Annotated in this window: 22 protein-coding genes; 11 read left to right on the top strand and 11 right to left on the bottom strand. The window is 68.6% G+C overall.

The genetic code is table 11. The features are described from left to right. Positions 1-58: 58 nt before the first annotated feature. Positions 59-232 carry a CsbD family protein gene (locus QF206_RS05930; RefSeq protein WP_281488292.1) on the bottom strand — a complete coding sequence of 58 codons (174 nt, stop codon included), beginning with the start codon at positions 230-232 and terminating at the stop codon, positions 59-61. Between the two features lie 166 nt (positions 233-398). Here QF206_RS05930 and QF206_RS05935 point away from each other — a divergent pair, with 166 nt between their 5' ends. Continuing rightward, a complete protein-coding gene (locus QF206_RS05935) occupies positions 399-1,415 on the top strand; it encodes a DNA topoisomerase IB (RefSeq protein ID WP_281488293.1) in 1,017 nt (338 codons plus the stop codon). 63 nt (positions 1,416-1,478) lie between these two features. Here the strand turns inward: QF206_RS05935 and QF206_RS05940 are convergent, their stop codons facing one another. Next, complete coding sequence (locus tag QF206_RS05940) at positions 1,479-2,090, bottom strand: TetR/AcrR family transcriptional regulator (RefSeq protein WP_281488294.1); 612 nt, start codon at positions 2,088-2,090, stop codon at positions 1,479-1,481. Positions 2,091-2,300: 210 nt separating this feature from the next. On the opposite strand from QF206_RS05940, the gene QF206_RS05945 reads away from it, so the two are divergent. Together QF206_RS05945 and QF206_RS05950 are read left to right on the top strand one after the other, a co-directional pair. Then, the gene (locus QF206_RS05945) at positions 2,301-3,347 is read left to right on the top strand and encodes a sigma-70 family RNA polymerase sigma factor (protein ID WP_281488295.1); all 1,047 of its coding nucleotides are present in this window, start codon (positions 2,301-2,303) and stop codon (positions 3,345-3,347) included. After that, the gene (locus tag QF206_RS05950; RefSeq protein WP_340309590.1) at positions 3,344-3,916 is read left to right on the top strand and encodes a Dps family protein; all 573 of its coding nucleotides are present in this window, start codon (positions 3,344-3,346) and stop codon (positions 3,914-3,916) included. The genes QF206_RS05945 and QF206_RS05950 overlap by 4 nt, the downstream gene beginning before the upstream one ends. A gap of 37 nt (positions 3,917-3,953) precedes the next feature. On the opposite strand, the gene QF206_RS12465 is transcribed toward QF206_RS05950, so the two are convergent. Next, positions 3,954-4,304, bottom strand: coding sequence for a hypothetical protein (locus QF206_RS12465; protein WP_422785363.1), 351 nt, complete (start codon positions 4,302-4,304; stop codon positions 3,954-3,956). Positions 4,305-4,331: 27 nt separating this feature from the next. Here QF206_RS12465 and QF206_RS05955 point away from each other — a divergent pair, with 27 nt between their 5' ends. The 6 genes from QF206_RS05955 (at position 4,332) to QF206_RS05980 (ending at position 12,390) form a co-directional block, all read left to right on the top strand. Continuing rightward, positions 4,332-6,320 carry a heavy metal translocating P-type ATPase gene (locus QF206_RS05955; protein WP_422785364.1) on the top strand — a complete coding sequence of 663 codons (1,989 nt, stop codon included), beginning with the start codon at positions 4,332-4,334 and terminating at the stop codon, positions 6,318-6,320. Between the two features lie 229 nt (positions 6,321-6,549). Next, a complete protein-coding gene (locus QF206_RS05960; protein ID WP_281488297.1) occupies positions 6,550-7,992 on the top strand; it encodes a glyceraldehyde-3-phosphate dehydrogenase in 1,443 nt (480 codons plus the stop codon). Positions 7,993-8,076: 84 nt separating this feature from the next. Further along, positions 8,077-9,381, top strand: coding sequence for a type III polyketide synthase (locus QF206_RS05965; RefSeq protein WP_281488298.1), 1,305 nt, complete (start codon positions 8,077-8,079; stop codon positions 9,379-9,381). Further along, positions 9,381-10,289, top strand: coding sequence for a methyltransferase domain-containing protein (locus QF206_RS05970; RefSeq protein ID WP_281488299.1), 909 nt, complete (start codon positions 9,381-9,383; stop codon positions 10,287-10,289). Before QF206_RS05965 ends, QF206_RS05970 begins: the two co-directional genes overlap by 1 nt. Continuing rightward, a complete protein-coding gene (locus QF206_RS05975) occupies positions 10,286-11,599 on the top strand; it encodes an FAD-dependent oxidoreductase (protein WP_281488300.1) in 1,314 nt (437 codons plus the stop codon). The genes QF206_RS05970 and QF206_RS05975 overlap by 4 nt, the downstream gene beginning before the upstream one ends. Positions 11,600-11,628: 29 nt before the next feature. Further along, positions 11,629-12,390, top strand: coding sequence for a LysR substrate-binding domain-containing protein (locus tag QF206_RS05980; protein ID WP_281488301.1), 762 nt, complete (start codon positions 11,629-11,631; stop codon positions 12,388-12,390). 34 nt (positions 12,391-12,424) lie between these two features. Here QF206_RS05980 and QF206_RS05985 read toward each other — a convergent pair whose 3' ends face one another. The 3 genes from QF206_RS05985 to QF206_RS05995 all read right to left on the bottom strand — a co-directional run bounded on the left by QF206_RS05985 (position 12,425) and on the right by QF206_RS05995 (position 19,068). Continuing rightward, positions 12,425-12,976 (bottom strand): thermonuclease family protein, encoded by a 552-nt coding sequence (locus tag QF206_RS05985; protein WP_281488302.1) that lies wholly within the window; start codon positions 12,974-12,976, stop codon positions 12,425-12,427. A gap of 29 nt (positions 12,977-13,005) precedes the next feature. Then, a complete protein-coding gene (locus QF206_RS05990) occupies positions 13,006-17,778 on the bottom strand; it encodes an ATP-dependent helicase (RefSeq protein ID WP_281488303.1) in 4,773 nt (1,590 codons plus the stop codon). A 666-nt stretch (positions 17,779-18,444) separates the two neighbouring features. Next, positions 18,445-19,068: an alpha/beta hydrolase gene (locus QF206_RS05995; protein WP_281488304.1), complete on the bottom strand. Its 624-nt coding sequence runs from the start codon at positions 19,066-19,068 to the stop codon at positions 18,445-18,447. Between the two features lie 442 nt (positions 19,069-19,510). Between QF206_RS05995 and QF206_RS12470 the strand changes: the two genes are divergently transcribed. Beyond that, positions 19,511-19,738 carry a YetF domain-containing protein gene (locus QF206_RS12470; RefSeq protein WP_422785370.1) on the top strand — a complete coding sequence of 76 codons (228 nt, stop codon included), beginning with the start codon at positions 19,511-19,513 and terminating at the stop codon, positions 19,736-19,738. Positions 19,739-19,781: 43 nt separating this feature from the next. On the opposite strand, the gene QF206_RS06005 is transcribed toward QF206_RS12470, so the two are convergent. Beyond that, positions 19,782-20,324 carry an NUDIX hydrolase family protein gene (locus QF206_RS06005; RefSeq protein ID WP_281488306.1) on the bottom strand — a complete coding sequence of 181 codons (543 nt, stop codon included), beginning with the start codon at positions 20,322-20,324 and terminating at the stop codon, positions 19,782-19,784. Positions 20,325-20,495: 171 nt separating this feature from the next. Then, positions 20,496-22,013: a DEAD/DEAH box helicase gene (locus QF206_RS06010; RefSeq protein WP_281488307.1), complete on the bottom strand. Its 1,518-nt coding sequence runs from the start codon at positions 22,011-22,013 to the stop codon at positions 20,496-20,498. Between the two features lie 368 nt (positions 22,014-22,381). On the opposite strand from QF206_RS06010, the gene QF206_RS06015 reads away from it, so the two are divergent. Further along, positions 22,382-22,969, top strand: coding sequence for a hypothetical protein (locus tag QF206_RS06015; protein ID WP_281488308.1), 588 nt, complete (start codon positions 22,382-22,384; stop codon positions 22,967-22,969). 56 nt (positions 22,970-23,025) lie between these two features. Here QF206_RS06015 and QF206_RS06020 read toward each other — a convergent pair whose 3' ends face one another. The 3 genes from QF206_RS06020 to QF206_RS06030 all read right to left on the bottom strand — a co-directional run bounded on the left by QF206_RS06020 (position 23,026) and on the right by QF206_RS06030 (position 25,082). Next, the gene (locus QF206_RS06020; protein ID WP_281488309.1) at positions 23,026-23,517 is read right to left on the bottom strand and encodes a GNAT family N-acetyltransferase; all 492 of its coding nucleotides are present in this window, start codon (positions 23,515-23,517) and stop codon (positions 23,026-23,028) included. A 159-nt stretch (positions 23,518-23,676) separates the two neighbouring features. Beyond that, positions 23,677-24,135, bottom strand: coding sequence for a SprT-like domain-containing protein (locus QF206_RS06025; RefSeq protein ID WP_281488310.1), 459 nt, complete (start codon positions 24,133-24,135; stop codon positions 23,677-23,679). Next, complete coding sequence (locus QF206_RS06030; RefSeq protein WP_281488311.1) at positions 24,135-25,082, bottom strand: tetratricopeptide repeat protein; 948 nt, start codon at positions 25,080-25,082, stop codon at positions 24,135-24,137. Before QF206_RS06030 ends, QF206_RS06025 begins: the two co-directional genes overlap by 1 nt. Between the last annotated feature and the right edge of the window lie 26 nt (positions 25,083-25,108).

The raw sequence follows: 25,108 nt of genomic DNA on the forward strand, positions 1-25,108 counted from the left end.
CTTCCGTAGTCGTTCGTTGTTCGAACTGGCGTTGCGGGCGGGTATCCGGTGAACCGGCTCAGTCCTTGAAAGCGTCCTTGACGTTCTCGCCGGCCTGCTTCAGGTTCGCCTTCGTCTGGTCGAGCTTGCCCTCGGCCTGGAGCTTCTCGTCGTCGGTCATGTCACCGACCGCTTCCTTGCCCTTGCCCTTGAGCTCTTCGGCCTTGTTCTCGAACTTGTCGGCTCCGCTCATCGTCGGTGCCTCCCTTCCCTTTCTCGCCCGGCAAGTGTCTGCCGGACGACCTTTCTGCGCCAGACGGTACCCCCCGACCAGGGGAGCGGCAAGAGTCGGTCCAGGCGTCGCGTTCACGTTCTTGCACCCCTGCCCCGGTCGACTCGAGCAGGGTTATCGTGCACATGTGCCCCGCCTCCGCCGCAGCGTCCCCGGTCGAAAGGGCTACGCCAGGGTTCGAGCCGGAGCGGGTTTCAGCTACCGCGACGCCGATGGCCAGACTGTCCGCGATCCGGTGCTCCGGCAGCGTTTCGACGCCCTGGTGATTCCTCCGGCGTGGACGGATGTCTGGATCTGCGAGCACGAGAACGGGCATATTCAGGCGACGGGCGTCGACGACGCCGGGAGACGGCAGTATCTCTACCACCCGGTGTGGCGCGAGCAGAAGGACAGGCTCAAGTTCGAGCGCGCGCTCGCGCTCGCGGCGTCGCTGCCGACGGCCCGAGCGTTCGTGACCAGGGCGCTGCGCGACCCTGAACCGAGCCGAGAGCGCACGCTGGCAGCGGCCTTCCGCATCATCGATCTCGGCTCACTGCGCGTGGGTCATGCGCGGTATGCCCTCGCGCACGGCAGCCGCGGTCTCGCGACGCTGCGGTGCGAGCACGCACGAGTCGACGGCGACGTCGTGGAGCTGCGGTTCCCCGGAAAGAGCCGGCAGCCGTGGAACACCAGCATCCGGGATGCCGATCTGGCGCACGTCGTTGGCGAGTTGCTCGAGGGTCGGCCCGCGAACGCACCGCTGCTCGTGTGGCCGAGGCCGTCGGTGGATGAGGGCGCTCCAGCCGATGCGAGCACCCTGCACCCGATCACGCCAGCCGACATCAACGCGTACATCAAAGAGCGCACTGGCGGCGAGTTCACGGCGAAGGACTTCAGAACACTCCGCGGCACGGCGATCGCTGCCGAATCGCTCGCGCGCTCTTCCGCCGGCAGCACCGTGCGTGAACGCACCAAGGCGGTGAGCGAAGCCATGCGAGCCTGCGCCGAAGCACTCGGGAACACCCCCGCCGTCGCGCGATCGAGCTACGTCGACCCGCGCGTCGTCGACCGATTCATGCAGGGCGAGACGATTCAGCTCTCGCCCGGTATGACGGTGGAATCGGCGTTGCGGGCAATGCTCGGCGACCCTCGCCAGCCCGAGTAGCCGCGGCGACGCGGCGCTCCATGAGCAGTGGGCAGAGAGCGGCGGGCTGCTACGCCCGGTCGATCATTCCGAACCCGATGACTCCGCCGGGTCGGGGGTGTGCTGCTCGATGAGCCAAGCGGCGAAACGCTTCGCGCGGTAGGCGGCTTCGATGTCGCCCATGGTCGAGGTGATGATCGCCCCCTTCATCAGCAACTGGAACGAGCTGGCGAAGTCTGCGGCATCCTTGAGTCCGGCCTCTCTGGCCATCTGCTCGACCCCGGCGCGCACGTGGCTGAGGTGGGTGATCGCGGTCTGGCCGAGCGGATGCTGCGGCCCCATCTCGATGAGCACGTTCACGAACGAGTCACCCTCGAAGTCGTCGCGTTCGAACCAGTCGGCGAACACGTCGAAGATCGCGAGCAGACGCTCGCGCGGAGTGCTGCCCAGCTGCTTGGCGCTCTCGATGATCGACTCGGAGGTCCACAGTTGCTCTCGCCGAGTGAGAAACGCTTCGACCAATTCATTCTTCGACGAGAAGTGACGGTAGAAGGTTGCGATCGCTACGCCTGACCGGCGGATGATCTCATCGACACTGACTTCGCGAACTCCTCTGCGTGAGAAGAGCTCGTAGGCGGCATCGAGGATGCGGTCGCGAGCACCTGGCTTCGGGCGAAATTTCTGCTGGTCAGACAAGTGTTACCTCTTGTGCGAGCCCGGGACGTCGGGGGCCGGGTAGAACGGGGGCTCTCTAAGGATGGCCCTGATCGGGGCCTCCTTGACACTGCCTCGCCAACAATTCGCTTGACAGAACGCGCGTTCTCCCCTCCAATAGGGGTAGACCCAGTGGTCACTCTCTTTCGGTCAACCCGAAGGGGTGGTCACGCGAGCAGATGGGAAGACGAAATGTCACGAACCACCGCCCTTCGCGAACGCACCACGGTCATCTCCAGCGAGCAGACCAGCGCATCGCGTGTTCCTTCCCGGGCTTCGCGCCCGTCCGCCACGCCCGCCGATGCGTCGGTTGATGTGGTGCACGACTACTTGAGCAAGATCGGCACCTACCCCCTGCTGACAGCTCAGGAAGAGACCGAGCTCGCCCAGATCATCGAGGTCGGGCTCTTCGCACGTGAGCGCCTCGAGACGAAGGGCGACTCGCTCACGCCGAAGGAGAAGCGAGAGCTTCGCCAGTTGATCCATGAGGGCGAAGCGGCGCACAAGCGCTTCATCCAGTCGAACCTGCGTCTGGTAGTGAGCGTCGCGAAGCGCTACACCAACACCGGCGTGCCCCTCATCGACCTCATTCAGGAGGGCAACATCGGCCTCGACCGTGCAGTCAAGAAGTTCGACTTCGCGCAGGGGTACAAGTTCTCCACCTACGCGACCTGGTGGATCAAGCATGCGGTGAACCGCTGCGTCTATGACTCGGCTCGCCTCATCCGGGTTCCGGTGCACACCGAAGAGAAGATCACCGCAGTGCGTCGAGCTGCTGCCCTCTTCGAAATCGAGACCGGTCGCACCCCCACTGCGGAGGAGCTCGCCGAAGAGACCGGGTTCAGTGCAGAGAACATCGAGCGCTACATCGAGGCCGACCGCACGCCGGTCTCGATCCACATCCCCGTCGGTGACGAGGCCGACTCGGAGCTCGGCGATCTCATCATGGACGACGACACCGCGCCCGTGGTCGACATCGTGAGCGCCGGCATGCGCCGCGAGAAGCTGCAGGAGAAGCTCAAGACGCTTCCGCAGCGCGACGCTGATGTGCTGCGCATGCACTTCGGGCTCGACAATCGCGAACCGATGACCCTGGAGCAGCTCGGCGGAGTGCTGGGCATCTCCCGCGAGCGAGTGCGCCAGATCGAACAGCGCGCGCTCGCAAAGCTGCGCTGCCCCGAGCTGGCCGACATGCTCGAAGACGAGCCGTCGCTCATCGATGAGAAGGAGGCCAAGTGAAGGCCTCGCGAGACCTGAGCGCTTCTCTGCAGGCGGTGCTCGTCGATCTCATCGCGCTGAGCCTGCAAGCGAAGCAGGCGCACTGGAACATCGTGGGCCCGAACTTCCGTGGGCTGCATCTGCAGCTCGACGAGGTGACGGTCGATGCCAGGCGATTCGCCGACCAGGTGGCCGAGCGCATGCGCGCCCTGCAGGCGGTGCCGGATGGCAGCGCGGCGACCGTGGCCGGCAGCGCCAGCCTCGACGACTTCCCGACCGGTGAGGTGCTGACGACCGACGCGGTCGTGATGATCACCGACCGGTTGGAGAGCGTCGTCGGCACGATGCGCGCTGTGCACGACGCGGTCGAGGAAGAAGACCCGACATCCGCCGACCTTCTGCACGCGATCATCGAACGATTCGAGCAACTGGCCTGGATGGTGAGCGCGGAGGATCGGATGCCGCAGGCAGCCGCCGACGCTGAAACCTCGACTGAGAAGGCCGCCTCCGGCAAGAAGTCGGCAGGCGCCAAGTCGGGCGGGCGCAAGGGCAGTGCCACTTCCAGCAAGTCGAAAGTGAAGGCTTCGTAGCGACGTCTTCCTGAACACTTCCGTAACGACGACGACCCTATACCCCGGGTGGGTATAGGGTCGTCGTATGTCTGAGCACGGGAAGGGTGGCGGCGAGCGCGAGCACCCATCGCACAATGAGCACCTCGGGCACGATCGCCATGAGCAGAGCCACGGCCCGCTGAGCGGCGAGCACGGAAGTCACGGCGCTCACGAGCACGAAGTCGCGCTCGGAGAGCACGAAAACCGCACCGCTGACGACGAGCACAGCGACCACCACACGCACGCTCTCTCGCCAGCGCATGCCGATCACGGCGCACACGGCACGCACGGCGATGATGCCGCTCATGGCGATCATGGCGATCACGGCGATCACGGCGATCACGGCGACCACGGCGCGATGGGCCACGCGGCCCACGGCGCATCGCATGCGCTCATGTACCGCAGACTCTTCTGGTTGATGCTGGCTCTCGCCGTGCCCGTCGTGCTGCTCAACCAGATGTTCGCCGACCTGGTCGGCTACAGCATTCCTTCCATACCCGGGATCTCGTGGGTCTCCCCAGTGCTCGGAACGGTCATCTTCGGCATCGGGGGGCGTCCGTTCCTTGCGGGCGCCGTCGACGAACTGCGCTCGCGCAAACCGGGCATGATGACCCTCATCTCGCTCGCGATCAGCGTGGCGTTCCTCGCGTCCGCAGGGGCGACCCTCGGCTTCCTCGATCACCATCTCGACTTCTGGTGGGAGCTCGCGCTGCTGGTCGTGATCATGCTGCTCGGCCATTGGCTCGAGATGCGCTCGCTCGCGCAAACCGCCTCTGCGCTCGACAGCCTCGCCGCGCTGCTGCCCGACCAGGCAGAGCGCGTGGTCGGCGACACGATCGAGCAAGTGCGTCCGGATGAGTTGCGCGTGGGCGACGTGGTGATCGTGCGGCCGGGCGGGCGAGTTCCCGCCGACGGTGACATCGTCACCGGAACGGCAGACATCGATGAGTCCATGATCACGGGCGAGTCGACCCCTGTCACACGGTCCCCAGGAGACCGGGTGGTGGCGGGAAGCGTCGCGACCGACACGGCGATCAGGGTCGAGGTCATGGCGGTCGGCGACGATACGGCGCTCGCCGGCATCCGTCGGCTCGTCGACCAGGCGCAGAGCTCGTCGTCGCGAGCGCAGACGCTCGCCGACCGGGCCGCGGCACTGCTGTTCTGGTTCGCTCTCAGCGCGGCGGTGATCACGGCGGCCGTGTGGTGGATGCTGGGCATGCCCGACGACGCCATCGTGCGCACCATCACCGTGCTCGTCATCGCGTGCCCGCACGCGCTCGGCCTCGCGATCCCCCTCGTCGTCTCCATCGCGACGGAACGCGCCGCTCGCGCAGGCGTGCTCGTGAAAGACCGGCGCGCACTGGAGACGATGCGGTCGGTCACGGCGGTGCTGTTCGACAAGACCGGCACGCTCACCCTCGGTGAGCCCGAAGTCACCGCAGTGCTCGTCGTCCCCGGCGCCGAGGCAGACGAGTCACAACTGCTCGCGCTCGCCGCAGCGGCGGAGCGCGACAGTGAGCACCCGCTCGCCAGGGCGATCGTGCGAGAGGCCGAGCGACGCGGAATCGGCCTCAGCACCGCGACCGACTTCGAGGCTTCGGCCGCTGTCGGAGTGCGGGCGCGGGTCGACGGCAGCGTCATCGCTGTCGGCGGGCCGCACCTGCTGCACCAGGCCGGGCTCGCTCCGATAGCGGGTACTTCGGACTGGGCTGCCGAGGGCATGACCGTGCTGCACGTGACCCGTGATGGCCGCCTCATCGGAGCGCTGGCGCTCGCAGACGCCGTGCGCGAGGAGTCGAGTGCCGCCATCGCGGCGCTGCACGAGGCCGGCATCCAGGTGGTCATGATCACCGGCGATGCGGAGCCCGCGGCCCACCGGGTCGCCGCCGAACTGGGCATCGACCGGGTCTACGCAGGCGTGCGCCCCGAGCACAAGGCCGACAAGGTGGCCGAGTTGCAGCGCGAGGGGCACGTGGTCGCGATGGTCGGCGACGGGGTGAACGACGCGCCGGCCCTGGCGCAGGCCGACGTCGGCGTGGCGATCGGCGCAGGAACAGATGTCGCGATCGCATCGGCTGGCGTGATCCTGGCCGGATCCGATCCGCGGGCGGTGCTGTCTGTGCGCGATCTGTCAGTCGCCTCGTACCGCAAGATGCGGCAGAACCTCTGGTGGGCAGCCGGATACAACGTCGCGGCGGTGCCGCTTGCGGCGGGTGTCCTCGCGCCGGTCGGGTTCACGCTGCCGATGGAAGTGGGTGCACTGCTCATGTCGGCCTCGACGATCGTCGTCGCGCTGAACGCGCAACTGCTGCGGCGCCTCGACCTGCGACCCGCGACCGTAGCGCCGTTGGCGAACCGGGAGACTGCGGCGCTTCCCGCCTGACCCGCTGCTTGCGCGAGACAAGGCGGTAGTGCTGTGCGCCGCCTGTGCTAGCCGGGCTGGCCTCGCAATCGCTCCTCCGCCTGGCGCGGTCTCCAACCACACGCGCCTAGAAAAGATTGGGAAAAGTTTCGTCGTGCCGGGATTCCAGTCACCTTTCCCCGGCGCAACGGCGGCGCGACGGCATCCGTCTTGACAGGATGGAAGGGATCCCGCTGTTCGGAAGGAAAGCATGCCCAAGTCGCCAGAAACCGCGCTCGAGAACTGGATGGATCGCGAGGCCGCAGCCGAACAGATGATTCCGCTGATCGGTGCCCTCCATCGCAACCACGGCGTGGTGACTTCGATCCATGGGCGCCGGCTCGTCCACAAGTCAGCACTCGGCATCGTCAAGGCTCATCGCTACGCGCGTCAGCACTCGGGCGAGGAGTTGGCGACGACCGACACGCTGGCTCTGCTTCAGGCGCTTGCCGGCCTCGACCTGGGCGCTGCTTCGATCGACATCGCGAAGCTCGTGCTGCGCCACCAGGCTGCCGGCCGACCAGACCTTGACGCCTTCCTGCGCGAAGAGCTCGCCCCGGTGATCGGCGCGTCCGCGAGCATCGAGCCCACCGACGTCGTGCTCTACGGCTTCGGCCGCATCGGGCGACTGCTCGCCCGGCTGCTCGTCGACCACGAGAGCCCGAACGCGGGCCTTCGCCTGCGGGCGATCGTGGTGCGCAAGGGCAGCGACAACGACATCGTCAAACGTGCGAGCCTGTTGCGGCGCGACTCGGTGCACGGACCCTTCGACGGCACGATCTCCGTCGACGAGGAGAACAGCACCATCCTCGCGAACGGCACCCTGATCCAGGTGATCTACTCGAACGATCCGGCCACCGTCGACTACACCGCATACGGCATCGACAACGCGATCGTCGTCGACAACACCGGCCGCTGGCGCGACTTCGACGGCCTCGGTCAGCACCTGCGGGCGAAGGGCGTCGCACGAGTGCTCCTCACGGCGCCGGGCAAGGGCGACATGAAGAACATCGTGCACGGCATCAACCACGAGAGCATCACGGATGCCGACACCATCGTGTCTGCGGCATCCTGCACCACGAACGCCATCACGCCAGTGCTCAAGGCACTCAACGACAAGTTCGGCGTCGTGCACGGTCATGTCGAGACGGTGCACTCGTACACCAACGACCAGAACCTGATCGACAACTTCCACAAGGGCGACCGTCGCGGGCGCTCCGCCGCGCTCAACATGGTCATCACCGAGACCGGTGCCGCCAAGGCCGTCGCCAAGGCACTGCCGGAGCTCGCGGGCAAGCTGACCGGCAACGCCATCCGCGTGCCCACCCCCGACGTGTCGATGGCCATCCTCAACCTCACGCTCGAGACCGAGACCACCAAGGACGAGGTCAACCAGTACTTGCGCGGCCTCTCGCTCAACTCGAACCTGCGCCAGCAGATCGACTACATCGAATCGCCCGAGGTCGTCTCCACCGACTTCGTCGGGTCGCGCCGCGCCGGGGTGGTCGACGGTCTCGCGACCATCAGCAACGGCAAGAACCTCGTGCTCTACGTCTGGTATGACAACGAGTTCGGCTACAGCAACCAGGTGATCCGCGTGGTCGAGCACATGGCGAACGCGCACCCGCGGGTCTTTCCGCCTCGCGAGGCCTAGCACCTCTCGCTCGACACCGGCGGCACGGAATTCGAACGCCCGCAAGGGCTACCGGGCTCCGTGCTGCGGTGTCTAGCATGGGGCATGGTCGCCCGAATCGTCTCGCTCGAGACCGCCGTCCCCGAAACCGTGCTCGTGCAGGAGCAGGTGCGCGACGTGTTCCTCGCGCAGCCCGGCTTGAACCGGCTCGCGCAACGTCTCATCACGACGTCCTTCGACCAATCGGGCATCGAGCGGCGGCACACCGTGATCGACGAGCTCACGCTCGACCGGCAGGCCGACGACCCGCGCTTCTTCGACCGTGATCAGCGGTTGCTGCACATGCCCGGCACGCGAGAGCGCAACGAGCTGTACACGCGCGCCGCAGGCGAACTGTTCGTCGCGACGGCGAAAGCGGCGATCGACGGATGCGGCGGCATCCTGCCCGGCGAAGTCACACACATCATCACGGTGTCGTGCACCGGCTTCTTCGCACCCGGCCCCGATTTCCTGATCGCGAGGGATCTCGGACTGCGCCCCGACGTGCAGCGTTACAACCTCGGCTTCATGGGCTGCTACGCCTCGATGCCGGCACTGCGGCTCGCCGCCCAGTTGTGCGACGCCGATCCGCAAGCAGTCGTGCTGGTCGTGAGCGTCGAGCTCTGCACGCTGCACGTGAGGTCGTCGAACGATCCCGACCAGATCATCGCTGCGTCGCTGTTCGCTGACGGTGCTGCCGCCGCGCTCGTGACGGCGCGCGATGACGTCGGCGACCAGGTGAGTCTCACGCTCGACCGCTTCGAGACCCGCGTCACGCCGGTCGGGGAAGAGGCCATGAGCTGGACCATCGGCGACGAGGGCTTCGAAATGGTCTTGAGCAGCTATGTGCCCCACATCATCGGCGAGCACATCGACGCTGCCCTCGCCCCGCTGCTCGAGCGTCCCTTCAGCGCCGCCTCACCGAGCGCGACATCCGATTCACTGCTCGATCTCACCGCGCCGGTGCCCGATGACGCGAGCGGCTTGCTCGACGGCAGCGCCGGGCCGCCCGTAGTTCAGTCGGCCCCGGAACCCGCAGCCGAGACGGCCACTGCCACTGCGACGGCTGCGGTTGCAACGGACGACGTGCCCGACGCCGTGCGCTCCGGCGCGCGCTCCGATGTGCAGTGGTGGGCGGTGCACCCCGGCGGGCGCAGCATCGTCGACCGCATCCAGCAACGCTTCGAGCTCAGTGACGAGCAGGTGGGACCGTCTCGAGATGTGCTCCGTGACTTCGGGAACATGTCGAGCGCGACGGTGCTCTTCGTGCTCGACGCGCTGCTCGATCGGGCGGCCCCCGGCGACACGGTCCTCGCGATGGCGTTCGGTCCCGGGCTCACGGTCGAGTCCGGTCTCATGACGGTGCGCTGATGGTCGCCTCATCGAGCGGTTCCGGCGGGCGGGACCGGGCACAGACCTCGGCGCGGACGCGCAGATTCGCGCCGATCCGCTCCGAGAAACTGGCGCACCGGCATCCGGAGCTTCGCGAGCACATGGACGACCCCGAGTGCGACCGAGAGGTGCTGCGACGCACCTACCTCGGCTTCCGCATCGTCAACCCGATCGTGTCGGGCTGGCGCTCCAACTGGAGGCGGTACCTTCGGCCGCGCCTGGATCCCGCGCGCGAGACCACGGTGCTCGACGTCGGCAGCGGCGGTGGCGACATCGCGCGCCTCATCAGCAGGCTCGCACGGGCAGACGGGATGCCGGTCGCCATCACCGCGGTCGACCCCGACCCGCGCGCCCTCGACTTCGCCCGTGCGCGCCCGACACCGACGGGGCTGACGTTCCGTCAGGCGAGCACGCGGGAGCTTCTCGACGCGGGTGAGCGGTTCGACATCGTCATCTCGAACCATGTGCTGCACCACCTCGATGCGCCGCGCGAGTTCCTCGACGAGACGCTCGCCCTCGCACGCCGACTCGTGCTGCACTCCGATATCGAGCGCAGCGCCTGGGCCTACCGCGCGTTCGGTGCGCTGACCTGGCCATGGTTCGCCGGCTCGTTCATCCGCGACGACGGACTCACCTCGATTCGGAAGAGCTTCACGCTGCCCGAACTCGCGCGCGTCGCAGGCCCCGGATGGCGGCTCCGCCGGGCAGTACCCGGGCGCCTGCTCCTGATGCGCGAGGTCAGCGGCGGCCACCCGGACGCGGAACCGGACGGAGCGCGGGTGGGCGCCGCACAGGCAAGCACAGAGCAAGCGAGCGCGCAGCAGGCCATGACTGACCAGACTGACCAGGCCGCCACCGCGAACGCCGTCGTCGGGAGGGAACGATGACGGATGCCGCGGTGAACGCCGCGCTGACGCATCCTGAGCATGACGTCGCCGTCGTCGGTGGCGGACCGGTCGGTGTGCTCGCCGCCGTGCTGCTCGCCCAGCGGGGGCTCGATGTGGTGGTGCTCGAACGACGGGTCGGCATCTGGGACCGACCCCGCGCGATCGGAATGCACCCGCCGGCGCTGCACGTGCTCCGACAGGCAGGCGTGCTCGACCGGGCGCGCAGCGCGGGCCGCCCGATCGAAGGCGGATCGGCGCGTGATCGCGATCGGGTGCTCGGCTCGTTGCGGTTCGAGGAGGCAGTGCTCTCGCTGCCTCAGCAGGAGCTCGAGCGCATGCTGCGCGACCGGCTCGCCGCGTTGGGCGCCGACATCTTGCGCGAGGGAGCCGAGGTGACACGACTTGAGCAGCTCGACGGCGCCGTCGCGGTCGTCTGGAGGGACGCCCGATCTTCGAACGCCGAGACAGAGCACCGCCTCACGGCCCGATATGTGATCGGTGCCGACGGGGTTCGGAGCGCGGTACGACGCGCAATCGGCGCTGAATGGCGGCGACTGCGCGGCACAGCGGCGTACGTCATGGCCGATGTGGAGTCGCCGGAACCGTCCATCGGACGCTCTTCGACCCTGGGCGACGGGTCTTCCGGCGCCGGTCTCGATGGGGAGGCCCACGGCGCAGCAGGGCCCCCGCTCGAGTCGGCCGTACTGTGGTTCGACCGCGAGGGCGTCGCCGAGTCGTTCGCGCTGCCGGGCGGCAGGCGTTGGGTGGCGCGGCTCGTGCCGCCGCATCGGTCGCGGCCCGCTTGGCTGCCGAGCGGGCAGGGGGCGGCATCCGCGCTGGCGACCGCGATCCACAGGCGCACGGGAGCCGTGATCGCTCCCACCGAGGCGAGCACCTTCATCGCTCGGCAGCATCTCGCCGAGCCGATGGTGAAGGGCCGCGTCGTGCTCGCGGGCGATGCCGCCCACGAGTTGAGCCCGATCGGTGGGCAGGGCATGGCGCTCGGACTCGTCGGCGCCGAGCGTCTCTCACGGGTGATCGCACACGCGCTCCGAAGCGGCCACAGCGGGCCCGGGACTTCGGACGATCACTCCGACGACGATGACGCGACCCTGGCGACATGGGCGGCTCGCGAGCGCCGTCACGCACTTCGAGCCGCGGTGCAGGCCGAGTTCAACATGGCGATGGGCCGCGCCGCCGGCCCGTTCATGCACGCGCTGCGGTCTGCCGCGATCCGGATGCTGGCCCTGCCTCCTCTCGATCGGCTGCTCGCCCGCGCCTTCACGCTCCGCTGGCTCGCCCGCGACTAGCGCCCGGAGCCGCCAGGTAGCCTGAGCGCATGACTTCGCCGCGGCTCACGCTCGCCTATGTGCCCGGCGCGACCCCGGCGAAGTGGTTGCGCGTCTGGGCAGAGCGGCATCCGGAGACTCCGATGGATGCCGAACGGGTACCGCTCGAAGAAGTGCGCGCGCGACTCGATGACGGTCGCGCAGACGCGGCGCTGCTGCGCCTGCCCTCCGAGGTCGACCCGACATCGGTGGAGGAGCTGCACGTCATCCGGCTCTACGAGGAGACCCAGGTCGCCGTGCTTCCCCGCGATCACGCCTTTGCCGACTTCGGTGAGCTGAGCGGTGAGGAGTTCGCCGAACTTTCCGGCGAGGTTCTCGACCCGGTCGCACTGGGGGAGAAGTACGGCGAGTCCGGCCCCCTCGGCGATGAGCAACTGATCGAGGTGGTGGCATCGGGGGCCGGGATCGCCGTGATGCCCCAGCCGGTCGCCCGACTGTACTCGCGTCGCGATGTACGAGCGGTGGTGCTCACCGACGCCCGCGCCACTGCCATGGCACTGGTCTGGCGAAGGGATTCTTCCTCACCACTCATCGAAGACCTGGCCGGCATCGTGAGGGGTCGCGGTGCGAAGAGCTCGCGTGGGAGCGCCGATGGCGAGTCGGCCCCGCCTGCCGCCAAGTCGACGAGCGCTTCTGCGGGCGGGCGATCCGGCGGGTCTGGTGCGAGGCGCCAGCAAACGAGAGGGACGTCTGCTCAAGGCTCTACGGGGAGCCGTCGCCCGCCGCGGCCGAAGCGCAAGCGGGGTCGTTGATCGCCCGACCTGACCGTCGCCCTCACCGGCGCTTTCAACCGCTAGCGCTTCCCGGCTGGGTGCAGGCGCCCCATCGTCCGGCTCTCGCTTCGCGCGCCTTCGCTTCGGCAGCGCTGAGTTCGGGCCAATACGCGTCGTTCGCGCCGATGCGCACGGCCTCGGCGGCGCCCTCGCGCACGAGTTCGAGGTTCACGAAGTCGCCATCGCTGTTCCACAGGTAGAGCAATGCGCGACCGTACGGGTCGATGCGGTCGACGCCGGCGAGCGCTCGCACGGAACTGCCATCCGGCAGCAATCGACGCAGGTCGTCACGGGCCTCTGCAGCGAAACATTCCGCGGGTTCGGAGCCCTCGAGTTCAGGAGTGTCGACGCCGATCAGTCGCACCTTGATGTCGCTGCCGTCATCCGCTCTGACGAAGAGCGTGTCACCGTCGTGCACATGCTCGACCGTGTACTCGGTCGTGCCGACGGGAGGTTCCGGTGAGCCGGCATCGCCCGTGCCGATGCCGAGCAATTGCGACGCGGCGAAGACCGCGAGAACGAGGCAGGCGATCGCGCCCAGCCCCCACCATCGCGCCCCGCCCACGCGCCGAGCATACCCAGCGCGCATCCCACTCACACCCGCAGCCGGAGGCCCTGCGGGGTTGGCGCGAATCCAGCGCGCTCGAGGGCGAGGCCGAACGCGGTGCCGATTGCGAACTCGCCATTGACGCGTTCGATGCGCAGCGACCGGGCTCCGCGCCGGACGGCCCCGGCGAGAGCGGATGCCGCAGCCTCTAATCCCTGCTCAGACGCGGCGTGCCCGAAGGTGAGCGCGCTCTTGCCGCCGCGCTCGAGGTACACCGCGAGTGCGCCGTCGACGAGCACCACAATGGCGCCTGCCTTGCGGGCTGGACGGTGACCTTCAACCTCTGGCCACGGCAACGCCGAACCGTAAGCGTTCGCCGGATCGGTCGCGGCGAGGGCGATCGCGGTGGGCGGGCGGTCGGCATCCGCCGCGTCGTCTCGATTGAACGAGCGCAGTCGGTCGACGGTGGGCCCTGTGGCGAACTGCGCCGCTCCGAGCCCCTCGACGAAGTAGCCCCGGCGGGCACGCCCCGACTCCTCGAACCGCTTCAGCACCTTGTACACGAGCGCGAAGCCGCCGGGCAGCTCTTCAGACTGCACGAATCCGCGCGTCACCACCCCGTACCGCTCGAGCAGTTGCTCGGCGGCGGCGGCCGCGCGCATCGTCGGGTCGTCGTGCGCGGTCGGAACCACCGACCAACGTCCCGCGACCGTCGGCGGACCCGATCGGCTCGGCAGTGCGGCGCGCCCTCGCCCGCGGTAGCTTCGCGGGCGAGGCGTGCGCCTCACTCCCGAACTGCTTCGCAACGGCGCGAACGAGTCGTTCGTCACCGCGCCGGCCCACACGAGGTTCCAGAGTGCGGTGGCCAGGTCGGCGTCGTCGACAACGCCGCGCCCTGCCCCTACGGCATCCGACAACTGCCGGAAGAAGTAGCCGCCGCCACCTGCGAGCGCCGCCATGATGGCGAGTTCGAGCTCGCCGAGAGCATCGTCCACACCGCCGCTCGACTCGCCCGCGGCGTCGGTGCGGCTGTCGACGTCGATCGCAGCCTTGTCGGTCGTACCCCCGCCGGTCATGCCGCCGTCGGTCGTGCCGCCGTCGGTCATGCCGCCGTCGATCGCTGCGCCGTCGATCGAAGCGCCGTCGGTCGTGCCCCCGCCTGTCGCCTTACGGGCCGTGCCGACACCAGTGCTCACCAGGGGCAGCGTGAGCGGCGAAGACTCCGCCGTGTGCAGGCTGACCCAGCCGTCGTGCCCGGGCAGCGCCCCATGCCCGGCCCAGACCACTTCGCCGCTGGTGGTGAGCTCGTCGAGCATCCCCGGTTCGTAGTCCGAAACGCGTGACGGCAGCACGAGCGACTCCCAGGCGGATGCCGGCAGCGGAACTCCCGCGAGTTGCTCCACGACCTGCAGCACCCCGTCGACTCCGCGCAGTCGCCCGCCCACGTGCTGCCACATGGGCAGGAAACGCGCCAGGGTGTCGGGCGGCACCGGCTCCACCTCGCGCCTCAGCGCGGCCAGCGATCTGGCACGAAGGCGTCGCAGCACCTCGGCGTCCACCCACTCGGTTCCGATGGCGTCGGGCGTGAACTCGCCCTCGAGTACCCGACGGTCAGCGGCGAGCCGGCGCAAGGCGTCGTGAGCGACAGCCGTGCCGAGGCCGAAGCGCGATGCGACATCAGCGATCGTGAAGGGCGCATGCGTGCGCGCGTACCGGCTCACAAGATCGCCGACCGGGTCGGCCACCGGCTCGAGGAAGGCTGTGGGCACTCCGATGGGCAGCGGCACTCCGAGCGCGTCGCGTAGGCGAGCGGCATCCTCGACGACGGCCCAATGCTCGACGCCCGCGATGCGGGCTCGGATCACCCGGTTGGCGCGTTCCAACTCGTCCAACCAGCCGAGGGGGGTGCTGCCCGGTTCGACCCGCTCGGCGATCTCTTCGGCGGTCAACGGCCCGAGCAATCGCAGCAGGTCGGCGAGAGCCTCGGCATCCGCCGCGAGTCGGTCACGTGTCAGTCGTTGCAATTCCTGACCGACGTCGCGGATCACCGCGGGGTCGAGCAGTTCACGCAGTTCGGCCCGGCCCAGCAGTTCGGCGAGCAGCGTCGTGTCGAGTGCGAGCGCTGCTGCCCGGCGTTCGGCCAGGGGCGAATCGCCCTCGTAGATGAACTGCCCGACGTACCCGAACAGCAGCGATCTCGCGAACGGCGACGGCTGCTCGGTGGCTGTTTCGACGAGGCGCACCTTGCGACTCGAGAGGTCTTTCATCAGCGAGATCAGCCCGGGAAGGTCGTAGACGTCTTGCAGCACCTCACGCATGGTTTCGAGCACGATCGGGAACGCCGGGTACTTGCTGGCGACGGCCAGCAGCTGTGACGCCTTCTGTCGCTGCTGCCACAGCGGTGATCGCCTGCCGGGGTCGAGTTTGGGCAGCAGCAACGCTCGGGCCGCGCACTCCCGGAATCGCGACGCGAAGAGCGCCGAGCCGCCCACTTCGTCGGTCACGAGTTGATCGAGCTCGTCGGCCTCGAACACGAACAGTTCGGCGCCTGGAGGCTCGGCGTCGGTCTCCTGCAAGCGCACGACCATGCCGTCGTCCGAGGCGTTCGCCGCTGCGTCGATCCCGTAGCGCTCACGCACGCGTGCGCTCACCGCGAGCGCCCAGGGCGCGTGCACATCCAAGCCGAACGGCGAGTGCAGCACGAGCCGCCAATCGCCGAGCTCGTCGCGGAAGCGCTCCACCACGAGCACGCGATCGCTCGGCACGTGACCGGTCGCATCCTGCTGCTCTCGCAGGTAGGCGGTGAGGTTCGCAATCGCGCGCTCGTCGAGCCCTGCCCCTCGGAGCCGCTCCGCAGCGCTACCGGGCGATGACGCGATCTCTCGCATGAACGCGCCCAGGGCCCGCCCGAGCTCCAGCGGCCGACCCGGGCGGTCACCGCGCCAGAACGGCACTCGCGCCGCCTGGCCGAAGGCGGGGCTCACGACGACGCGATCGTGGGTGATCTCCTCGATGCGCCAGCTAGTCGTGCCGAGGGCGAAGACATCCCCGACTCGTGACTCGTAGACCATCTCCTCGTCGAGCTCGCCGACGCGAGTGCCGCCGGTCGCATCACCGACCATGAAGACGCCGAACATCCCGCGATCGGGGATGGTGCCGCCGCTGGTCACCGCGAGCCGCTGTGCTCCGGGGCGTCCGGTCAGTGTGCCGTGAACGCGGTCCCATACGACTCGCGGGCGGAGCTGCGCGAACTCATCGCTCGGGTATCGCCCGGCGAGCAGATCGAGTGTTGCGTCGAAGGCACTGCGGGGGAGCGCCGAGAACGGTGCGCTTCGTCTGACGGTGTCGAACCAGGTCTCCACCTCGAGCGGTTCGAGGGCCACTGCAGCGACAGTCTGCTGCGCCAGCACGTCAAGAGGGTTCGACGGCACGACGAGCTGCTCGATCGCTCCGGCGGCCATCCGTTCGCTCGTGACCGCTGCCGGAACCAGATCGCCCCGGTACTGCGGAACGATGATGCCCTTCGAGATGCCGCCCACCTGGTGACCGGCGCGGCCGATGCGCTGCAGGCCGCTGGCGACCGAAGGCGGCGATTCGACCTGGATCACTTGATCGACCGCGCCCATGTCGATGCCGAGCTCCAGCGATGAGGTGGCGACCACGCACCGCAGCCGGCCGGATTTCAGGTCGTCCTCGATCACGCCCCGCTGCTCTTTGCTGACCGAGCCGTGGTGCGCTCGGGCGAGCACTGGTTCGGCCCCCGAGACCTGTCCCGACTGGCCCATGAGCTGGGCGGGCATCGACGTGAAGGCTCCCTGCGGCCGAAGTGCGTTGACAGCGTCACGCGCGCCGTCATCGGCTTCATCGCGCAAGGGCGGTGGCTCGGGCGGCAGCTCTGCCGCGGTCGCCTCTGCCAGCCGCTCCTCATACAGCTCGTTGATGCGCCCGGTGAGGCGCTCGGCGATGCGGCGCGAGTTCGCGAACACGATGGTCGATCGGTGCTCCAACACGCGCTCGAGCAACTCGGCCTCGACGTGCGGCCAGATCGATCCGGATCGCTCGCCGTCAGCGCCCGTGCCGCCGAGCTCAGTCATGTCTTCGACCGGCACGACGACGCGAAGGTCGAAGCGCTTGCCGCTGGGCGGCGCGACGATCTGAACGGGCGCCGCCCCGCCGAGGAAGCGCGCCACTTCCTCCGGCGGACGCACGGTGGCCGAGAGACCGATGCGCTGGGCCGGCCGTTCGAGCAGCAGGTCGAGCCGCTCGAGCGAGAGCGCCAGATGCGCGCCCCGCTTCGTGCCTGCGACCGCGTGCACTTCGTCGATGATCACGGTCTCGACATTGCGCAACGATTCACGCGCCGAACTCGTGAGCATGAGATAGAGCGACTCAGGCGTAGTGATGAGGATGTCGGGCGGCGTGCGCTGCAGGGCGCGACGCTCCTGAGGGGGAGTGTCGCCCGAGCGCACACCTACCGTCGGTTCCGGCGCGGGCTGCCCCAGTCGGCGCGCGGTCTGAGTGATGCCGATCAGTGGAGCCCGAAGGTTGCGCTCGACGTCGACGCCAAGCGCCTTTAGCGGTGAGATGTACAGCACTCTGGTGCGCTGCTTCGGGTCGAGGTCGCGTTGGTCGACCATGAGCCGATCGAGCGACCAGAGGAACGCCGCGAGCGTCTTTCCAGACCCGGTCGGCGCGATCACGAGCGAGTGCGCGCCGGTCGAGATCGACTCCCATGCGCCTGCTTGCGCGTCGGTCGGCGCCTCGAACGCGCCCGCGAACCACGCAGCGGTGGCGGGCGAGAATCGATCGAGCGCGGTCACGCGACCATCTTTACGGATGCCGCCGACACTGGCTCGCCCTCGCCCTTGCCCTTGCTGTTGCTGTTGCTGTTGCTGTTGCTGTTGCTGTTGCTGTTGCCCTTGCTGTTGCTGTTGCTGTTGCTGTTGCTGTTGCCGTTGCCGTTGCCGTTGCCGTTGCCGTTGCCGTTGCCTTTGCCTTGCCCTTGCCGTTGCCGTTGCCCGGTCTCCGGCCAGGCCTACGCTCGCGGGACCCGGCCGCGCTTCCGTCGCCCCGACATCCGTTTCGCGCGAGACTGCCCCGTAGGCCGCGCTACCGCCCCGGCATCCGCTTCTCGCGAGGGTTTGGTGCAGCCGCGCGGGTAGTAACCGTCGCGCTTGCAGCAAACCCTCGCGCGAGGGCAGACCGCTCGCCACCCTCGGTAGTCCGGCACGCGGCCGGTGCGGGGCAAGCGGTTGCGTTCTCGCGAGAGTTTGGTGCAGCCGCGCGGGTTGTAACCGTCGCGCTTGCAGCAAACCCTCGCGCGAGGGCAGACCGCTCGCCACCCTCGGTAATCCGTCACGCGACCGGAGCGGAGCCAAGCGGTTGCGTTCTCGCGAGGGTTTGGTGCAGCCGCGCGGGTTGTAACCGTCGCTCATGCAGCAAACCCTCGCGCGAGGGCAGCAGCACGCTCACCGCAGCGATCCGACTCAGCCCTCGACGAGCGGCGCCATGAACTCCGCGATGTCGAGCAGTTCCTGATGCACGACTTCGTGCGCCATTCCCGGATACGGCCGATACGTCAGCGTCGAGTGCTCCGGCAGCCACTCCCGCGTGTACTCGATGAAGCGCGGGTTGATGACCTGATCCGCCGAACCCATGCCCCAGAACACCGGTGGCTTGCGCTCGGCCAGCGCAGCATCCCCCTCGTGAGGAGTGGGCACGACGAAGCCCGAGAGGTTGATCGCGTACCCGAACTGCTCGGGGCGGTGGCGCATGAGCTGTGCGCTCATCGCGCCGCCCTGTGAGAAGCCGAGCAGACCGACCGAGGTGAAGGCCTGCGCGTCGAGCCATTCGAGCACGGCAGCGGATGCCGCGTCGATCTCCCGCGCCCGCGCCTCGTCGTCGGGGTTCGGCTCGAACCACGACCAGCCGCCGCCGTAGCGGTTCGGCGCGCGCAGTGACGCGACCACCGGCTCCTTGGGCAGGTAGGGAGTCAGGCTGAAGAGGTCGCCCTCATTAGAGCCGAGCCCGTGCATGACGACCAGCAGGGGTCGACCCTCGCGTTCGCTCTCGGCAGCCGACCAGAGCACAGCATCCGCATCGATTCGCATCCTTCGATTCTGCTGCATGCCGTCTGCCCGAGCGCCGAGACCGCCAGCAGCGCCCGGCCGCCCGGGTCACGATTCGGTGAAAGCGGCCGCTCGGCCCGCGTCCATGTCGGGCGCCGGAACTCGTCCGTGCTGCAAGGCAGGAGGAACTCCCAATGGATTGGGCCTCGATCTTCGTGCCGTCGATTCCCGTGCTGGAATCGGTGGTGCGCGGCTCTCTCGTAGTCATCGGACTGACGATCCTGCTCAGGATCACCGGGCAGCGCGAGTCCGGCTCGCTCGCGCTCACCGACCTGCTGGTGATCGTGCTCATCGCCCAAGCGATCGGGCAGGGGCTCGCCCCTGAGTCCACTTCGATCACCGATGGGTTCATCTCGGTGCTGACGATTCTCGCGTGGAGCATCGCCTCGATGCGCTGGCATACCGGTTCCCTCGGGTCAGGCGCGTGCTCAAACCGAGCAAGCAACCGCTCATCGAGAACGGCCCGCCGAACAAGCACGCGATGCGTCGCCAGTTCCTCAGCCGTGCAGAGCTGGACGCTCAGCTTCGGCTGCAAGGCATTGAAGACATCCAGCACGTGCGCGTGGCCTACCTGGAGCCGAACGGCATGATCTCGGCGTTCCGGAAGGATGCCGGCGACGTCGAGCCGACGCCGAGGCCACCCGAGAGCTGAGGGAGCAGTGCGCGCCACTCAGCCGTGAGTCAGCCGCGAAACCTCAGGGCAGCACGCCGGCCGAAGCGAGCGCTGCCCGCAGCAGGGTGCCGCGGCCGCCCTCCATCTCGCTGACGATGCGCGGCGAGGCCGCTTCTTCTGGAGTGAACCAGGTGAGCTCGAGGGCGTCCTGACGGGGATCGCACGTGCCCGTGACCGGGACGATATAGGCGAGTGACACCGCGTGCTGGCGGCTGTCCATATAGGGAGTGAGCCCCGGCAGGGGAAAGTACTCGGCCACCGAGAACGGCACTGGCGACGCCGGCAACTGTGGGAAGGCCATCGGCCCCAGATCGTTCTCCAGGTGACGGAACAGCGCGTCGCGCAGGGTTTCCCCGTACATGACGCGGCCCGACACGATGGTGCGCGTGATCTCGTCCTCCGAGTTCGCGCGCATCAGGAGGCCGACCTCGGTCACTACGCCGAGTCCGTCGACCCGCACCGGCACGGCCTCGACGTAGAGCACCGGCATCCGTCGCCGGTACATCGCGAGCTCATCGTCAGAGAGCCACGCCGAGTTGGGGTCTGGAGTGCCCACGGAAGCCATGTTCCATTCTTACCCGAGGGCCGGGCGCAACGGGCGCGAGTTCGCCGAGCGCGCACGTTTGGGCGAGGGGTCGGCCGACGTGCGGTTCAGTTCCGCAGCCAGCGAGCCAGCGCGCCAGCCAGCCGATCGATCGGTGGTCGACAGCTGATCGCCGCCGACCACCTCGAGCGATCAGCCCTGTGCGCGGCGGCCGGGACGGCGCTCGACCCGCGGCGCAGCAACGCGCTGCTGACCGGCGGATGCTGCGCGACCGCTCGTGGCGGTGGAGCGTGCGGGTCCGGTGGCTCCGCCGCGCTGGCCGCCGACAGTGCTGGAAGCGCTCGATGTGGCGGCGTTGGCGCCGGCCGCCGCGCTGCCTCCGCGGCGGCGACCACGACCACTGCGGCTGCGTGCGGGTGCAGCGCCATCGCGACTCGAGTTCGAGTTGCGCGTCGACGATCGTTGCTGAGCCGCCTGAGGGGCTCCGGCCGGGGCGGGCGCGACATACGCCGCGACCTCGCCGACGAGCGCCGCCACCTCGGGCGACTCGGGGTGCACCGCGAGCGGGCTCACCGTGATGGCCGCCTTCTTCAACAGCATCCGCACGTCGTCGCGTTGCGAGGGCAGCATGATCGTGACGACATCACCCTCCGCACCGGCCCGCGCAGTGCGGCCGGAACGGTGCAGGTACGCCTTGTGCTCGGCCGGCGGGTCGACGTGCACGACGAGTTCGACATGGTCGACGTGCACGCCGCGGGCGGCGACGTCAGTGGCCACGAGCACGCGTGCCGCCCCGCTGCCGAACGCCTGAAGGTTGCGGTCTCGCTGCGGCTGCGAAAGGTTCCCGTGCAGATCCACGGCCGGGATGCCCGACTGCGTCAGCTGCCGGGCCAGTTTCTTGGCCTGGTGCTTGGTGCGCATGAACAGGATGCGGCGGCCGGTGCCCGAAGCGAGCGTGCGCACGAGCTGCGTCTTCGCTTCGGCGGTCTCTGCCATGAACACGTGGTGCGTCATGGCGGCGACGGGCGAGTTGGCCTCGTCGACGGAGTGCAGCACCTCATTGCGAAGGAACCGCTTCACGAGCTTGTCAACGCCGTTGTCGAGCGTGGCGCTGAACAGCAGACGCTGGCCGCCCGCCGGGGTGGCGTTCATGATGCGCGTGACACCCGGGAGGAAGCCGAGGTCGGCCATGTGGTCGGCCTCATCGAGCACGGTGATCTCGACCGCGTCGAGACTGATGAAGCCCTGCTGGATCAGATCTTCGAGCCGTCCAGGGCAGGCGACGACGATGTCGACACCGGCCTTCAGAGCGGTGACCTGGCGGTTCTGGGAGACCCCGCCGAAGATGGTCGTGGTCACGAGGCCGTATGCCTTCGCGAGCGGCTCGATCGCCGTGGCGATCTGCGTGGCGAGCTCGCGGGTCGGTGCGAGCACGAGGCCCAGCGGACGCCCGGCGCGGCGCTTGCCACCGGCGAGCGAGGTGCCGAGTCGGGCGACGAGGGGGATCGAGAACGCGAGCGTCTTGCCCGATCCGGTCTTGCCGCGGCCGAGCACATCGCGGCCGTTCAGGCTGTCGGGCAGCGTGTCGGCCTGGATCGGGAAGGCTGAGGTCTTGCCCTCGGCCTCGAGCACCGAGGCGAGGGGAGCGGGCACGCCGAGCGCGCGGAAGGACGTTGACGACGCAGCGGTCGCCGGTGAAGTAATAGACAAAGAGGAATTCCTGATTCGTTGCACCCTCGCGCACGATCAGTGCCGGTCGCGAGAGCGGATAGGCGAAGATGCCGACGGCATATTCGTTCGCCGAGAGAAAGTGTCGAACGGGCCGGATCAGAGTGAATCGGCCGGGCCCGTGAGGGAAGCGCTCGCGACGCACGAGCGCAGAATCGCGCTCAGAGTGGTTCAAGTCTAGCGGCACGAAGCTGGGCGCTCGCCCGCGCGCCCGAACCGGGCAGCCGCCTGGCCAGCAGAGGCGGCGGCGAGACTACGTGAATGACCACTCCGAACCGGTGCTTGTGCACATTCGCGTAGTGTCGCGTCACACTCCAGGGTGGGCACGGCGACGCGGTTAGCATCGCGGCGTGAGCCTTGACGAAACTCTCCCCACAAGCTCCGACCCGTGGGCCGGTCAGCGTCGCTACCAGGTGCGCTTCGACTGGGGCGGGGCTGGCGCCGCTCGCATCGCAGACGGCGCCGATGTGACGGTCTGGGTCGATCAGGTGCGCACGGATGCCGCGGGCTCGCCGAGCGCCTTCACGCCATTTGTCGTCGAGGGCTCCCTGCAGAACGCGGTCGCCGTCGCCCAGTGGGTGCTCGCGCGTCAGGAGGAACGCGGCGATCGGTTCACCGTCGCCGTGGTCGCCGCGGGTCATGCGGTGAGCGCAGTCGTTCCGGCCCGCGATCCTGACGCCGGTGGGGAGACGGATGCCGCGGAGCCTCGCTTCGCCGTCGAAGACCTGTTCGCGGCGGGGGCGGTCGTCGACGCGCTCACCGCCGTGGGTCTCGACCACTGCTCGCCCGAGGCGGCGGCTGCGGCTGCGGCGTACACGGGACTGCGCGGCGCGATGAAGCATCTCGTGAAGAACTCGGCGTCCGTCGTCGAGCACGGCGTCACCACGGTCGACTTCACGCCATCAGACGACGTGGTGGTGCTGCGCTCGCCGCGGTGATCAGTGCGCCCCGGTGATCTGCGCGCCGGTCCGATCGACGCGCCGCCGTGGGCGGCTCAGCGGACGAAGCGCACTTCGCAGATCTCTTCGCCGAGCAGCGTCTCCATGCGCTCGGCGCCGTCGGCGACCATGCCGTTGCGACGGTAGAAGCTGTGCGCACGAGCATTCTGCTTGGGCACCCAGAGGTAGCCGGGCCGGTCTCCGCACGCCGCGTCGAACAGCTGCTGACCGATTCCGGTGCCCTGATACTGCTGCAGCAGATAGATGTAGTACAGCTCGCGCTCGCGCGGGGCGTCTTCATCCCGCGCGGGTCCCGAGCCGACGAAGCCGACGATCTCACCCTCGACGAGTGCTGCGAACTGGTTGTACTCGTCGCCGAGACTCGCCCAATGGTTCCAGAGCTCGGCCATGCGACGGGGTGAGAGGTTCTCGAGAGCGGCCTTGCTCACGAGCTGGTCGTAGGTCTCGTGCCAACAGGCGGCGTGCACACGCCCGAGCGCCTCGGCATCGGTGGTGCGGACAGGTCGAACAACAACGTTGGTGCTCATACGGTGAGCGTACGACCACGACGGCCCATGAAGAAATCGGGAAGTGCGTCGCCGACGGCGGGTGCGAACACTGCATGTCGACCATGCGGTGCCGACATGCGATGCCGACACGCGGTGTCAGCGCGCGTGGGCCAGCAGCCCGGTGTCAGCAGTGCAGTGTCAGGCGGCGCGCTCGCGGCGCAGCCAGCTGATGGTGTTCGCGGGATCGTAGCGGCGTGAGCAGATGCCGCACGCCAGCTTCGACTTCGGCCGGCGGTATCGGTAGTGCCGGTGACCGCGCGGGCACGTGCCGATCCATGACGCGAACTCGTCAGCGATGGGGCCGTCGTGCGTGCGCTCGCCGACGTAGCCGAGCTCACCCGCGATGCGCTTCCACTCCTTGCCGTGACCCGCGCCCGGCCCGGCGAGAGCGTGCGCGACTTCATGCAGCAGCACCTGGTGAATCGCATCGTCGTCGAACTTGGCGGCGAGGTGGCGCGAGACCGTGATGCGGCGGTCGCCGTAGTGACACGCGCCGGCGCGACGCTTGGCGTGGTCGAATTCGAAACGCCAGGTGTCATCGAGGTGCAAGCGGATCAATGCCTCTGCCCACCGGCGCACGCGGTCGAGCTCGGCCACTACTGCGCTCCGCGCTCGGAAGCGCCTCCTTGGTCGAGGCGCTGGCCGTCGGCGTCGCGCAGGTCGAAGAGCGGGGTGTCGGTGCTCGCGGGGTCCACCGCGGGTGCATCGATGACGGCAGCGGGTTCGCCGCTCGAGGGCGCCGAGGCCGCTGACCACAGGCCACCGCCGACTCCACCGCCGAGTCCACCGCCGGCTCCGATACCAGCGCTCGCCGAGGCGGCGCCGGTGCGCGGCACCAGCGCGTCGGTTCCGCGAGGGCGCACGCCTTCGACGGCGTCGATCGACGCGGCGACGTCGCCCTCATGCAAGGCGGATGCCGCGGCGCTCATGTCGACCGGCGCAAGGCTACCGGCGTGCGCGGGCGCAACGTGCTCGAGGTCGGGAGCGGCAGTGCCGGCGCCGGCGGCATCCGCCCGTCCGTGCTGCACTAGCTCCGGCGCGACGAATGACTCCGCGACCGCGACCGCGACCATCGAGCTGTCGATCTGGTTCGCGCTCGCCTTGATGCGCACCCGGATGGTGAGCGCCTCACGGAAATCACGAAGCGCCTTCTCGTACTCGCGCTGGTCGAACCATACCTTGCCGCGATGCTGCAGTGCGAAGGCTTCTGCGGCGGGCCAGTCGTGCGCGTTCGCCTCGTTGGCGCAGTCGGTGAGCTCCACGAGCGCCGTCTCGTACTTGCCCTGATACTGCTGCACCTGAGCGCGGCGCACCCGTGCGAGCACGAGCTCTTCACGGTCGCCGCCGAAGCGAGCGAGACGCACGGCGGCGTTCGCCACGTCGAGCGCCTCGTCGAGCTGGCCGGCCAGACGCAGCAGCCCGACCTTCTCATTGAGTGCCGACGTGCTGCGAAGCTCGCCGATCTCCTCGAGCCGAGCGCCCAGCGCCTGCAGGTCGACCTTCTCTCGAAGCGTGACCGGGTCGTACCCCAAAACAATGCTCACGATGTGTCCCTACCGGTGTGGTGCTT

Source organism: Ruicaihuangia caeni, from assembly GCF_029952955.1.
Lineage (GTDB): Bacteria > Actinomycetota > Actinomycetes > Actinomycetales > Microbacteriaceae > Ruicaihuangia > Ruicaihuangia caeni.

Coding starts and splice junctions, on each gene's coding strand:
- QF206_RS05930 (WP_281488292.1), bottom strand. CDS start 232: ATGAGCGGAGCCGACAAGTTCGAGAACAAGGCCGAAGAGCTCAAGGGC.
- QF206_RS05945 (WP_281488295.1), top strand. CDS start 2,301: ATGTCACGAACCACCGCCCTTCGCGAACGCACCACGGTCATCTCCAGC.
- QF206_RS05955 (WP_422785364.1), top strand. CDS start 4,332: ATGTACCGCAGACTCTTCTGGTTGATGCTGGCTCTCGCCGTGCCCGTC.
- QF206_RS05960 (WP_281488297.1), top strand. CDS start 6,550: ATGCCCAAGTCGCCAGAAACCGCGCTCGAGAACTGGATGGATCGCGAG.
- QF206_RS05965 (WP_281488298.1), top strand. CDS start 8,077: ATGGTCGCCCGAATCGTCTCGCTCGAGACCGCCGTCCCCGAAACCGTG.
- QF206_RS05970 (WP_281488299.1), top strand. CDS start 9,381: ATGGTCGCCTCATCGAGCGGTTCCGGCGGGCGGGACCGGGCACAGACC.
- QF206_RS05975 (WP_281488300.1), top strand. CDS start 10,286: ATGACGGATGCCGCGGTGAACGCCGCGCTGACGCATCCTGAGCATGAC.
- QF206_RS05980 (WP_281488301.1), top strand. CDS start 11,629: ATGACTTCGCCGCGGCTCACGCTCGCCTATGTGCCCGGCGCGACCCCG.
- QF206_RS05995 (WP_281488304.1), bottom strand. CDS start 19,068: ATGCGAATCGATGCGGATGCTGTGCTCTGGTCGGCTGCCGAGAGCGAA.
- QF206_RS06005 (WP_281488306.1), bottom strand. CDS start 20,324: ATGGCTTCCGTGGGCACTCCAGACCCCAACTCGGCGTGGCTCTCTGAC.
- QF206_RS06020 (WP_281488309.1), bottom strand. CDS start 23,517: ATGAGCACCAACGTTGTTGTTCGACCTGTCCGCACCACCGATGCCGAG.